The sequence below is a fragment of the Coprococcus sp. AF16-5 genome, assembly GCF_003479365.1.
Classification (GTDB): Bacteria; Bacillota; Clostridia; order Lachnospirales; family Lachnospiraceae; genus Coprococcus; species Coprococcus aceti.
In genome coordinates this window covers 224,125-238,074 of the sequence record NZ_QUGZ01000002.1, presented here as the reverse complement: position 1 = coordinate 238,074, position 13,950 = coordinate 224,125, and the positions used below count along the sequence as shown (strand labels likewise).

General features: G+C 46.6%; 10 protein-coding genes. 9 read left to right on the top strand and 1 reads right to left on the bottom strand.

Annotation, left to right across the window (positions count from 1 at the left end):
- Positions 1-8: 8 nt before the first annotated feature.
- A complete protein-coding gene (locus DWW70_RS06060; protein ID WP_118649462.1) occupies positions 9-1,421 on the bottom strand; it encodes an AAA family ATPase in 1,413 nt (470 codons plus the stop codon).
- Between the two features lie 191 nt (positions 1,422-1,612).
- Here DWW70_RS06060 and hisA point away from each other — a divergent pair, with 191 nt between their 5' ends.
- From hisA to DWW70_RS06015, 9 genes are all read left to right on the top strand, one after another.
- Positions 1,613-2,389, top strand: a complete 777-nt coding sequence (hisA, locus tag DWW70_RS06055) for a phosphoribosylformimino-5-aminoimidazole carboxamide ribotide isomerase (protein WP_117549738.1) — start codon at positions 1,613-1,615, stop codon at positions 2,387-2,389.
- A gap of 1 nt (position 2,390) precedes the next feature.
- Positions 2,391-4,664 carry a glycoside hydrolase family 9 protein gene (locus tag DWW70_RS06050; RefSeq protein ID WP_015534298.1) on the top strand — a complete coding sequence of 758 codons (2,274 nt, stop codon included), beginning with the start codon at positions 2,391-2,393 and terminating at the stop codon, positions 4,662-4,664.
- Positions 4,665-4,794: 130 nt separating this feature from the next.
- Positions 4,795-7,797: a GtrA family protein gene (locus DWW70_RS06045; RefSeq protein WP_243017685.1), complete on the top strand. Its 3,003-nt coding sequence runs from the start codon at positions 4,795-4,797 to the stop codon at positions 7,795-7,797.
- Positions 7,798-8,029: 232 nt separating this feature from the next.
- Positions 8,030-9,775 carry an ATP-binding protein gene (locus tag DWW70_RS06040; RefSeq protein ID WP_015534296.1) on the top strand — a complete coding sequence of 582 codons (1,746 nt, stop codon included), beginning with the start codon at positions 8,030-8,032 and terminating at the stop codon, positions 9,773-9,775.
- 157 nt (positions 9,776-9,932) lie between these two features.
- On the top strand, positions 9,933-10,316 hold the full coding sequence (locus DWW70_RS06035; protein ID WP_055271950.1) for a hypothetical protein: 384 nt from the start codon (positions 9,933-9,935) through the stop codon (positions 10,314-10,316).
- 165 nt (positions 10,317-10,481) lie between these two features.
- The gene (locus DWW70_RS06030; protein ID WP_055222450.1) at positions 10,482-10,997 is read left to right on the top strand and encodes an A24 family peptidase; all 516 of its coding nucleotides are present in this window, start codon (positions 10,482-10,484) and stop codon (positions 10,995-10,997) included.
- Between the two features lie 4 nt (positions 10,998-11,001).
- Positions 11,002-11,946, top strand: coding sequence for a hypothetical protein (locus DWW70_RS06025; protein ID WP_330410625.1), 945 nt, complete (start codon positions 11,002-11,004; stop codon positions 11,944-11,946).
- Positions 11,943-13,199, top strand: coding sequence for a CpaF family protein (locus tag DWW70_RS06020; RefSeq protein ID WP_117549734.1), 1,257 nt, complete (start codon positions 11,943-11,945; stop codon positions 13,197-13,199). The genes DWW70_RS06025 and DWW70_RS06020 overlap by 4 nt, the downstream gene beginning before the upstream one ends.
- On the top strand, positions 13,193-13,945 hold the full coding sequence (locus DWW70_RS06015) for a type II secretion system F family protein (RefSeq protein ID WP_055271948.1): 753 nt from the start codon (positions 13,193-13,195) through the stop codon (positions 13,943-13,945). Before DWW70_RS06020 ends, DWW70_RS06015 begins: the two co-directional genes overlap by 7 nt.
- The last annotated feature ends 5 nt before the right edge of the window (positions 13,946-13,950 follow it).

The following is a 13,950-nucleotide window of genomic DNA, read 5'->3' as shown; positions in this document are numbered from 1 at the left end:
TTACAAGCCTAAGCCATCAGATCTTCCTTTGTAAGGGTCTCAAGTGTGGCTACGTCAATGTTGTCCATGGAAACTATTCTGGTGGCCTGCCTGGATATGGCGGATTCCATAAAGTTACGGACTTCACGGGCGTTGGCAAATGTATCGTCGTGATGTGCGGCTTTGTCGTGCCAGTATTCTGAGGCGTATGCGCGGGCATCATCGTCCAGCTTGTATTCCTGCTTGGAACACATGCTCTCGAAGATGGACATAAGCTCGTCCCCGGTGTAATCCTCAAATGTGATGAATTTGTTGAATCTGGAACGAAGTCCCGGGTTGGAGCTCAGGAACCGTTCCATGAGATCCGGGTAGCCGGCAACTATGACTATGAGATCATCTCTGTGATCCTCCATAGCTTTGAGCAGCGTGTCCACTGCCTCCTGGCCGAAATCATTCTCACCTTTGCCTGCGGTGAGAGTATAAGCCTCATCTATAAATAAGATCCCGCCGAGGGCTGATTCTATGACCTCGGTTGTCTTGACGGCTGTCTGACCAATATATCCCACAACAAGTCCGCCTCTGTCGACCTCGACAAGCTGTCCTCTTGACAGTATGCCCAGACCCTTATATATATTTGCAAGAAGTCTTGCCACCGTGGTCTTTCCTGTTCCCGGATTGCCGGAGAATACAAGGTGGAGAGATACGGACGGTTGTTTCATGCCGTTTTCCTCGCGGAGCTTCTTGATCTTCAGAAGGTTTACGAGGTTGGTGATGTCCTTCTTCACGCTCTCGAGACCGGTCATGGAATTCAGTTCCTCGAGAAGAGTGTCCACATCCTTGACGGGTTCAGCCCTTTCGGAAGCTGTCGACTTAGCCGGAGTCTGTGAGACTGGGGAAGCACTCTTTGGGAGTGCGTTGTACTTGTCGAGCAGTGGGCTTGGATCTATGGCGTACAGGTTCATGGACTTGAGATATTTGTCGAGCATGAGGCAGTAGCCTGTGAGCCTTGCTATCTCGTTGTCGTCAGTCATGTTGTTGCAGGCGATGAATTCCTGACCCATGAGCTTGAACATTCTGACGTAATCTCTGGAACGGTATACTGATTTGGGATTTACCTTTGCCCGGGCCAGATCGCCCTGTACAAAATATGTAAGGGATCTAGGTGGTGTCACGGCAAAATCCCTGGTTGTTCTCTCATATTTGAATGTGCGGAATTTGTCTGTTGTAAAGTGCTGGTTCAGGTATTCGCGGACAAATTTTATCTCCAGGGTAAGTTCTGCCTGGTCGGAGCTGGACAGATATGCAAGAAACTGAAGCAGGTCAAACTGAAGCATCTCTCTTGTCTTGAGTCCTGTCTTCTGGCGCGCACCGTAGCCGTCGTTGTCCAGCGAATCGGCATAGGAATAGCAGTTGTCCAGTTCGGCTTTTAGTGAGTAATTCATAAGTTGTTCCCCATCCTTTCCATAAAGCACATAATTGTATCTATTGTAAAGCCTTTGGCCCATGTAATCAAATAAAGTTTTGCCTGGTTAATCCATTTATTGTGTCATATTTGTATTTTGTATGATAAAATAGCAGTTATATGAGCAAAATTTACACCAAAAGGTGACAAACGCGACAGGAGACAGACGATATGAAATTCAGACCATGCATAGACATACACAATGGACAGGTAAAGCAGATAGTTGGAGGCAGTCTCTGTGATGAGGGTGACAGAGCAGATGAAAACTTTGTATCACAGAAGGACGGAGACTTCTTTGCTGAACTGTACAAAAGCTATGGACTTAAGGGTGGTCATATCATACTTCTCAATCCTGCGTCCAGCGAATACTATGACGCCGATGTAAGACAGGCACAGCTCGCTCTGGCTGCATATCCGGGAGGACTGCAGATAGGCGGGGGAATAAATGCTGACAATGCACAGCGGTTCATAGATATGGGTGCGTCACATGTCATAGCCACATCATTTGTGTTCAGGGATGGAGAGATCAACTACGACAACCTGAAGGCACTTGAGAAGGCTGTGGGCAGAGAACATCTGGTGCTGGATCTGTCCTGCCGGAAGAGGGACGGAGAGTATTATATTGTCACTGACAGATGGCAGAAATTTACAAATGTAAAGGTGGAGGAGGCAACGCTTGACCGGCTCTCAGAATACTGCGACGAGTATCTCGTTCATGCGGTGGATGTGGAGGGCAAGGCGTCAGGCATAGAGACCCATGTTGCGGACATGCTTGGAAGATGGGGAAAGCTGCCGATGACATATGCCGGAGGTGTGGCATCATTTGACGATCTGGAACAGCTCAGAAGTCTCGGAAGGAACAGGATAGACGTGACCATAGGGAGTGCACTGGATATCTTTGGGGGACATATGGCGTTTCAGGAGATTATAAGGTTTATGGAGGGTTAACATGGCAAAGATGAAGAAGGTACTGGCCATTGCGATGGCTGCGGCTATGGGTATGTCCATGCTGGCTGGCTGCGGAGGTCAGGGCAAGGACGATGTGACAGAGGCGACAAGCCAGGCGGAGACCAGCGAGGCTGCGACCTCGGAGGAGAAGACAGAGGAGGCTGCTTCGGAGGAGGCTGAACAGGAGAAGACAGAGGTCAAGGCAGGGGATGTCCTGATAGACCTGAACTTTGATGACAATGACACGGACGAGTGCCATACATATTCAAATGGCGGACAGGCCGTACTCGGAGCAGAGAACGGAGAACTGTGTCTGGATATAACCGGAACAGGAAGCCTGGATTATGCGAACCAGATATACTATGACGGATTTGAGCTCAACCAGGATTGTGTGTATGAGCTGTCATTTGACGTGCACAGCACCATTGAGAGAGGAATTCAGTACAGACTTCAGATAAATGGCGGTGATTACCACGCTTATGTGATGGATGACATAACGATAGGCACTGAGACACAGCACATATCCAACCAGTTCACCATGAGCGAGGCATCGGATCCGGCACCTAGAATGTGTATGAATCTGGGACATTTCGAGGGCGTTGGTGATGACAGCGTGCCTCACAAGGTATACTTTGACAATATCAAGCTCACTGTAGTTGACGCCTCAAGCGCACAGAGCGTTGAGGGTATTCCTGATCCAAAGCTGGTTGGCATCAACCAGATGGGTTACGGCAAGGATGCGAAGAAGCTTGCCACAGTGACTGACAGAGACGCCAAGAGCTACGAGGTAAAGAGCGTCGCTGATGACAAGGTAGTCAGCAAGGGTGACGTATCTGGCTGGGATTACGATCCTGCTGTGGGCGACAAATGTGCGGTTATAGATTTCTCTGATGTCAAGGATCAGGGTACATACAAGATAGTTCTCGACACCGGAGCAGAATCATACGAGTTCCCTGTTGGGGATGGCGTGTATGACGATATATACAAGGCGTCAGTGCTCATGTTCTATGACCAGAGATGTGGAACAGAGCTTGATTCAGCCATAGCCGGTGATTTTGCACACGCTGCATGTCACACGGGAACTGCCATAGTGTACGGCTCAGATGTTGCAAAGGATGTGACCGGCGGATGGCATGATGCCGGAGACTACGGAAGATATGTTGTTCCGGGCGCAAAGGCGGTACAGGATCTGCTCCTTACATATGAGGATTCAGAGTATGCGGCAAAGGACGACGCTATCGGAATACCTGAGAGCGGCAACGGTGTTCCTGACGTTCTGGATGAGGTCAGATACGAGCTTGACTGGATGCTCAAGATGCAGGATGAGACCAGCGGCGGAGTTTATCACAAGGTTACCGGAGAGGTGTTCCCTGAGATGGTGGCTGCTGTTGAGGAGACTGCTCAGATGATACTCTCACCTATATCCAACACAGCAACAGGCGATTTTGCGGCTGTTATGGCAAAGGCTTCAGTTGTATACAGAAAGTACGATGCAGCATTTGCAGATTCATGTCTTGCTGCAGCTCAGAAGGCATGGAAGTATCTTGAGCAGCATCAGGGAGATGCAGGCTTTAAGAACGTTGGAAGCATAGTTACAGGTGAGTATCCTGACAGCAATGACAGCGATGAGTACCTGTGGGCAGCAGCGGAGCTGTATATCGCAACAGGTGATGAGAGCTACAATGATTATGTGAAGACAGCCATCGAGGGAAGCGTTAAGTACGGCCTTGGATGGGCGGATGTCGGATATTATGGAATATATGACTACTGTGTAAATGTAAAGGACTGCGCAGCAGAGAAGGAGATACTTAAGAAGGGTGCTGACAAGCTTGTAGATAACTATGCCGGCAGCGGCTTCGGTTCAACAACAGGCGGCTCTTATGTATGGGGAAGCAACATGGTCGTTGCGGATAACGGAATCCTTCTGCTCATGGCATCAAAGGTTCTGGGCGACGATTCATATGTGGACTATGCGGCAGACCAGCTCAACTATATACTTGGAAGAAATGCAGTCAGCTACTGTTATGTGACAGGATATGGTTCACAGACTCCTGAGAATCCACACCACAGACCTTCAGAGGCACTGGGCAAGGCAATGCCTGGAATGCTTGTGGGCGGTGCCGATGGAAACCTTGAGGATCCATATGCGAAGGCTGTTCTTGCAAAGATTCCAAAGGAGAGATGCTATGTCGACAACGCACAGAGTTATTCATGTAATGAGGTAACGATCTACTGGAATTCACCTCTTGTATATCTTCTTGCGAACTTCAAGTAGCAAATATTTAAGAATATGTAACTATAATTAGTACATCATATTTGATATAACTATTGAATATCATGTAAGGAATCGGTATGGAAATATGAATGAATATGTAGACAAAATAAAAAAGCTTATGGAGAAAGAGATGGTCAGATATGTTATAGCCGGAGGAATGACCACGGCTGTGAATCTTGTATCATTCTTTGTGTTGAGACTTGTGACGGATCTGTCGCGAAGTGCGGCGAATATCATAGCGATAATGCTTGCCATATTATTTGCTTACTTTGCAAATGGATTTTACGTGTTCAGGTCGGAGCAGAGGAAGAGCGTAGGCCGGATCATAAGGGAGTTCATATCATTTGTGGGCATGCGTCTGTTTGCCATGGTGGTGGAGGTCGTTGGAACCAACCTGCTGTGCGACTCCTTCAGATACAATGAGTTTATATCAAAGATAATAATTCAGGTAGTTGTACTTGTAATAAACTATATATTCAGCAAATGCTTCGTATTTAAGAAGGATAAAAAGCCTGTAAAGGATATATTTGCTGACAACTATATCATGATAATCGCTTTTATCATCCCGGCGATATTTATGTTCGTGCTGTGGGTGGTGGCGGAGATAGGACCATTTGGCGGACACAGCCTTACCATGGTGGACAGTCTTCACCAGTATCTGCCATTCTTCTCTGATTATCATGACAAACTGGTGAACGAGGGAAGCCTGTTCTATACGTGGGACATAGGCATGGGAAGCAATCTGCTTGACATAATCGCCTACTATATGGCTTGCCCTCTGAACTTTATAATCGTGCTGTTCAGCAGGGAGCATCTGTACATAGCGATGTGCCTGCTCATAAGTATCAAGATAGCTCTGTCCGGTATGACCATGGCGAGCTATCTTGGATACAAGTGCAGGAACAAGAACAACCTGCTCATCATTCCATTTGCTGTGGCATATGCACTCAGCAACTATGTCATAGGATATTCATGGAATCTCATGTGGATGGACTGTATACTGATACTTCCGCTTATCATGCAGGGCTTCGAGCAGATGATGGAGGACGGCAGCAACTACAGACTGTACACACTCAGTCTGTTCTATGGACTTCTGTGTAACTACTATATATGTTTCATGATATGTGTATTCCTGGTTCTCCAGTTTATACTCACCAATCACAAGAACATATACAAGGGCGCAGAGGACACTTTGAGATTTGCGGGAACATCTGTCATGGCTGCGGCTATGTCTGCGTTTCTGCTGATCCCGGCTTATATCGGGATTAACACCACGGCGTCTGCCACCAGACATTTCCCTAAATGGGAGTGGTACGGAAGCATATGGGATATGATAAAGCAGATGTTTGTCTTGACTGAGCCGATAAAGAGCCAGCAGTTTGACGGCGGTGTGAACCTGTACTGCGGTACATTTGCCATACTGCTGATAGGAATATATATTTTCAATACAAAGATCAAATGGTACGAGAAGCTTAAGAATGTGATACTGATCGTATTTCTCATGATGAGCTTCAACAATACGCTGCTCAACTATATATGGCACGGCTTCCATGATCAGTACGGAATCCCGAACAGATTTTCATTCCTGTTCATCTTCATTCTGCTGAGCATGGGATACGAGGCCATTGCAAATACAGACAAGAAGCAGATACCGGGAATAGCCCTGGGAATCATCGTGGCGTTCGGTTTACTGGTTTATGAAGACAAGAATATTGATATGGACAGGACGGTAATTATCCTCACATGGGTGCTGTTTGCTGTGTACTCGGCGGGAATCCTGGTGCTGGGACTTGTCCGCGGCAAAGGCAGATTCGCAGTGGCAGCTATACTTTCAGTGTTGTGTCTGACTGAGATCGTGTTCAGCGCGGCAAAGGGATACGAGAGCAACGGAACGGTGAACATACCGGATTACTATGGCGATGCTGCTAGTGTGCAGGCCGCTATAGATTCTGTTAAGACAGGCCATTTTCCGTATAGAACGGAGCTCAACAACACCAAGGTGGTGGATGAATCTACCTATTACAATATGCAGGGAGTCAGCCTGTTTGGTTCGACGGTTTCAAATGACCTTGTGAATGCCATGCACGGACTTGGTTTCTACACAGGTGCCAATGAGTTCCTGTTTGACGGAGCAAATCCGGTGTCAAGTTCGGTTCTGGGCATAAGATATTTGTTCAGGAGACAGGATGAGCATATGTCCTACGATATGGACTATGTGGATACAGTGGATGGCGTTGATGTATACCAGAACAGCCGGGCGCTCAAGCTGGGCTTCATGGTGAATAACGAGCTGAAAGACTGGACTTCTGACGCATCGAATATGTTTGACAGTATAAATAATTTCGTGGAAAAGTCGACTGGGGTGGCTGGTACGTTCAGCCAGATATATCCGGAGGTAACTGGCTCTTCAAATGACATCACGATAACACATGACAATCCGTACAGTGAATACTTTGGACTTTCCGATATCACACCGGGTATCGTGAGCTTTGGACTCAGCTTTGACATAACAGAGGAACAGAATGATCTGTACATCATAGCGAACTGCAATGGAATCACCAAGATAAGGATATATGTGAACGGTGAGGAGCAGAATTACGAGAGACTTCAGTACCAGACATACCATGTGGGACATCTGATAAAGGGAACCAACGTGGAGGTCGAGTATTATTTCTCTGCGGGTGTACCTGACAATACATCTGCAAGACTTACGATAGCCACTCTCAACGGTGCTGCATTTGACCAGGCGTATGAGGGATGGGCTGACAATCAGTTAAATATCAACAAATTTGAGGATGGATATGTGAAGGGACATATATCAGTCGATGAGGCTGGCCTGATGTTCACATCCATACCATATGATTCGGGCTGGACTGCCTATGTTGATGGCAGAAAGACCGATATACAGACTGTTGCGGGAGCATTTATCGCACTGGATCTTGAGAAGGGAGACCATGTGATAGAGTTCAAGTATTTCCCTAGAGGACTCAAGAGCGGCCTGATATTCACATTTGCCGGCTGGCTTGTGTTTGCACTGCTTATGAATGCGAAGACCATCAAGGAGAAGCGCGGTAGCAAAAAGGGGAAGCCAGAGGATGAGGATCGGACAGATGATGAAGCAGCGATAGAGTAATGCAGATCTGTTGATAGATAAAATATGCATAATAACGAGGTAGAATGGCTGGGAGACCATAAAAAGTAGTCCAATATGTACAAAATAACAGAGAAAATTTGTACATTATTCAGCATAAAAAACTATATGAGCGTTGACCTTAATAATTATTTATAATATAATGTATCCATGTGGATATGCATAGGAGTGTCTATGTGGCAAACGCAATATTTATAGAAACAGAGGTGCATTAATGGACAAAATTAAGGAAATTGGGATTAAGCCGCTTGCACTGGCCATGGCTGTTCTGGCTTTGCTGGCGGGAGTGCTGGGAGTCGCCGGTATAGGTGTGGGAGCTATTATATGTGGCGTCCTGGCAGCGGTCGTTGCTGTTCTGGTATTACTGGTATTCGGAGATGGCAACATGGGATCAGCAGGAAAGTCTGATAAGTATAAGAAGCTTTTCATGAACCTTCCTATAGGATTTGCACAGGCGAGGATCGTTAATGATCCTGTCAACGGAACAAACTACGAGATAGTAGACGCCAATGAGATATTTGGGGAGTATTTCAAGCTCGATGTGTCTGACTACAAGGACAAGATACTGAAGGAGAGCAAGATAGAGGTACTTCAGGATATCAATGCATGGTTCACAGCTTATAACAACTCCGGCACCAAAGAGGGAGATCTGATGGATGTTGAGATCACCATGGAGTCACTTCAGAAGGTGTTCAACACGGTTATGTATAAGTCTGAGGCTGATTACATCAACATGGTAGTCATAGATGTGACCAAGCAGAAGGAGACTGAGGAGAAGCTCAGCAAGGCCATCGTGGATGCGAATGCAGCATACAAGACACAGGCCGAGTTCCTTGCAAACATGAGCCACGAGATAAGAACGCCTATAAACGGTATTCTCGGTATGCTCCAGCTCACACTTATGGCTGAGGATCTTCAGGCTGATTACAGAGATAACCTTATCACAGCTAAGAACTGTGCAGACACACTGCTCAGACTTATCAATGATATTCTTGATATAAGCAAGCTTGAGGCTGGTAAGTACAAGATCAAGGAAGAGACATTTGACATCAGGACTGCCATTGAGGACACAGTTGCTGCACAGGTTCCGATCGCAACCAACAAGGGACTGCAGCTCGACTGTTCATTTGGAAGCAATATTCCAAAGCTTGTCCGCGGTGATGGACAGAGAATCCAGCAGGTTCTCAACTGCCTGCTTTCAAATGCTATCAAGTTTACATCCGAGGGAAGCGTAAGAGTCAAGATAGCATCCATGGATGATGGAGACAACAAGATTAAGATCAGAATGGCAGTTGCAGATACCGGTATAGGTATCTCAGAGGCTAACATGAGCAAGCTGTTCATAAGATTCAGCCAGGTAGATGCATCAGATACAAGAAAGTACGGTGGTTCAGGTCTGGGACTTGTCATCACCAAGCAGATCGTTGAGCTGATGGGTGGTAACATCACAGTTCAGAGTAAGGAAGATATAGGTTCAACATTTATTGTTGAGATACCTCTCAAGGTCATCAAGGCTGCGGATGCGGCAGATGAGTTTCTCAAGGAGAAGGAGGAGCCAGCGGTATTCTCCATCAATGCACACAGCAAGGCAAGGATACTTGTTGCAGAGGATGAGCCGGTCAACCAGCAGGTTATCGGTAAGCTTCTCGGTATGGCAGGATTCTCATACGATATAGCTGAGAATGGCCAGAAGGCTGTTGAACTGTTCAAGACCAAGATATATGATGCGGCACTGTTTGACGTACAGATGCCAGTTATGGACGGTATAGCAGCTACACAGGAGATCAGGGAGATAGAGCGCAAGGAGAAGAGAAAGAGACTTCCGATCATTGCGGTTACGGCGAGAGCCATGTTCGGTGACAAGGAGAGGATCCTTGAGAACCAGCTTGATGATTATATCGCAAAGCCTTATAATCTCAATGATGTGGTTGATACACTGAATAAGTACATAGACGACTGATGTGAAAGGCCATAAGTATACATGACATAGTGAGAAACAAAGTCAAATAAAAAATCGGGGATTATGGAATCAACACCCATATTCCCGGTTTTTTTAGTTTTACATGGATATATTAAGGCAGATAAAGAAAGATCTATATTACATGGAGGTATATGATATGTCAGATTTTTTCCAGGATGTGTTCAACAAGACCAAGAAGTTTGCAAATAATGCGGTGGATGAGACGAAGGACGCAGCGCAGAAGGCAAAGCTCAACAACAAGATATCAAATGAGGTGCAGATGATCGACAGGAACATGGTCGAGATCGGCAAGTATTTCTACGAGCAGAACAAGGAGAATCCACCTCAGGAGCTGCTCCAGTATTTCAACAATGTAAAGGTTCTTCAGGACAGTATAGCCATAAGCAGGAGCGAGATACAGAACATTGATAATGCCATGGCGGCAAGGAAGCAGGCTGATATGAATCCTAATCAGAGTCCTAACCAGAACTATAACCGGAACCCAAATAACAATCAGAACATGGGAAATGGACAATTTTAGTAAAAAAAATTATATATACATGCTGTAAAATCAGAAGCCCGTTCGTAACAGGACGGGCTTTTTGTATATTGAAATTGGGCAATATACAGCCTGTATATAGCCGCAATTTATAAAATTTTCTTTATGAAATCCCCCCTTTACAAAGGCTGAGAGAGGGTGTAAGGTGTGCTTACAACTCAGAGAGAAGGGAGGACAGAGATCATATATTATGTAATACCATTGATCGCAACTGTGAGCATGGCGGTGGTATCGGACTTCAGAGACTGGAGGATTCCGAACAGGCTTATCGCAGTTGGCATGATACAGGGATTCCTGATGTCGGCAGTTGTCAGAGGACCGTGTGATGGACTTCTGAGCAGTGTGGCAGGCTGTGTTATTCCTGTGGTGATCTTGTTTGTATTATTTCATAAAAAAGCCTTGGGGGCAGGTGATATCAAGCTGCTGGCGACGGCTGGCACATTTGTAGGAACCGATGTGATCCGGGTGATTGTTTACTCCTTTTTGGCCGGAGGAGTTATATCTTTATTTTTTCTTTTAAAAGAAGTTTTAATGTCAGTTACGAATCGTAAAGAAATTTCAACAAAACAATTTTATAGGAATCTGATGAAGTCTAGGGTACATTTCTCTGCTGCCATAATGGGCGGAGTCATGTATTACGTGTGCACTATAGAGTGGAGGTGACAAAATTCAGCAGTACAAGATTGGAATACTGGATGGTGACAGGGCTTACATGATAAGTCTTATGAACCATATCAATTCGGACAGGGACAATCCGCTGTTTGCGCTTGCATTTTCATCGGAGGGAGAACTGTATGGGTATCTTGAGACTAAGACTCTGGATGTTCTGCTGATGGATGAGAATATTCCTCTGGATGAGAGCAAAGTGCCGGTGGCCTGCCGGATGATATTTATGACGAGGGATAGAGTCGATGGATCAGAAGAGATCAGCCATAACAGGATATTCAAATATTCCAGGGTACGGAACATTTCTTCAGAGATCCTCAGATATATGAATATAGACGATACGGACCGCAGAAGAAAGCTGTTCAGGTCGTATGCAGTTATATCACCCATAGGGAGGTGTGGTAAGACAAACCTTGCGGTCAGCCTGTGCATGAATGATGAGGTGCGGGGCGGCCTGTATGTGGGCATGGAGGAGTACAGTGCATTTCACGACCATGAGGATGTTCTGGCGAATGTGATATATCTGGTGAAACAGAGGTCACCGGATCTGACCGGATATATGGAGCAAAATATCGTGGAGCTTGAGGAATACAGCGTGCTTGGATATCTGGGATCGTACATAGATGCACTGGAGCTGGACACGGAGGATATGGTGTGGCTCATCGACGAGTTCCGCAGATGGGGCAGATATACAACGGTTGTGTTTGATATGGGACAGGCGGTTCTCAAGGATCTGGCGATACTTGGGGCATTTGACGAGATAATGGTTCCGGAGCTTAAGGATGAATTGTCCCAGGACAAGCTTGGGATGTTCGAGAGGGTTCTGGAGAGAAGGGAGCTCGGCAAGATTGCTCGGAGGCTGCACAGGTTGAACGTGCCGCTGGCGGTTCCGGGAAGTGCGGAGATGCTGAGATTTATAGAAAGTGAAATAGGAAGCAGAAGATGAAACAGGATGACAGACAGTTGATACGAAGTAAGGTCATGCAGAGTATAGATATGTCGGGTGACATAGGAGATGAGCAGGTCAGCGATATGATCGACAGGTGTATTCTCGAATCTGAGTCCGGGAATGTGCTGAGTGTGAGGGATAAGCTTGCGCTGAAGAAGGAACTGTTCAACAGTCTGAGGAGGCTTGATATATTGTCAGAGCTTCTCGACGATGAAGAGGTGACTGAGATAATGATAAATGGCTACAGCAATATATTTGTCGAGCGGGCAGGAAGGATGTACAGGTATGACAAGGCATTTGAGAGCGAGGAACGGCTCAAGACCATAATCCAGGGCATCGTAGCGGAGTGCAACAGGATAGTAAATGAGGCATCGCCGATAGTGGATGCAAGGCTTAAGGATGGTTCGAGAGTGAATGTGGTGCTGCCGCCGGTGAGCCTGAGCGGCAGCGTGATGACCATAAGAAAGTTTCCGAAGGACAAGATGACCATGGACAAGCTGGTGGAGATCGGATCAGTCACCATGGAGGTTGCCGATTTCCTGAAGAATCTGGTCGTGGCGGGCTACAACATAATCATCTCGGGAGGAACCGGCGCGGGCAAGACGACATTTCTGAATGCCCTGTCAGGGTATATACCGGCGGATGAGAGAATTGTCACGATAGAGGATTCGGCGGAGCTTCAGCTTGCGGGCATCGACAATCTGGTGAGCCTTGAGGCGAGAAGTGCAAATGTCGAGGGCGAAAATGCGGTGAGCATAAGGGATCTTATCAAGACGAGCCTCAGAATGAGACCTTCACGGATAATAGTGGGTGAGGTCAGGGATGCGGCGGCGATAGATATGCTTACTGCCATGAACACAGGACACGATGGAAGCCTGTCAACAGGACATGCAAACTCTGCCCGGGACATGCTGACGAGGCTTGAGACCATGGTTCTGATGGGTGCGGATATGCCTGTTCTGGCGATAAGGCAGCAGATAGCGTCGGCGGTGGACATAGTTGTCCAGCTTGGAAGACTGAGGGACAGATCCCGAAGATGTATAGAGATAAGCGAGGTCACAGGACTGGAAGGAGGTGAATTTGTCATGAATAAATTGTATGAATTTCATGAGAGCAATATGGGAAAGGACAGGGGGCGAGTGGAAGGAATGCTTAGAAAGATAAATGATCTTCACAACACATCAAAGCTCGTGGCGGCTGGATTTATAAGCGTTAATGAGAGCAGTGATTCAAGGAGGGATGTGTGCTGAGACAGGGTATAGATTATGATTCTTATAAACTAAGTGTCAGGGAAATCGTAACCGGTATCGCTGTGTATTCAGTCATAGCGGTGATGGTGTCGGTGCTCTTCTTTGACAGTCTTATACCGTGCCTGGTGTTCACGCCGGGGATTCTGGTATTTCTCAGGAAAATTGCCGATGGTAAATGCCGGCAGAGAAAGAATAAACTTAATAATGAATTTAAGGAAATGCTGCTGTCCCTGTCCGCAAATATGGCGGCGGGATATTCATTGGAAAAAGCGTTTGTTCCAGCTTGTCACGAGCTGGACGGAATGTATCAGGGGAAATCTTATATCAGACAGGAAATGCTGCTCATAATAAACGGCCTTGAGATGAGCTCTGATGTTGAAAGTCTTTTGAGGGATATGGCGGACAGGTCAGGACTTCAGGATGTGAAGGAATTTGCTCATGTGGTCGCAGTTGCAAAGGGCTCCGGGGGAAATCTCATCAGGATGATGAAGAAGATGGTTGAAAATATTGACAGGCGTCTGGAAGTGGAGGAAGAGATAGACACGATGATAACGTCAAAACGGCTGGAGCAGAATATCATGTCTGCCATGCCATTTGTCATCATTCTGTATCTGAGGGTGTGTAATCCTGGATATATGGATGCGCTGTATGGCAATGCTCTGGGGATAGCTGCCATGAGTGCGTGTCTGGTGATCACGGCGGCGACGGTGATATGGGGCAGAAAGATCACAGATATACATATGTGAAAGGA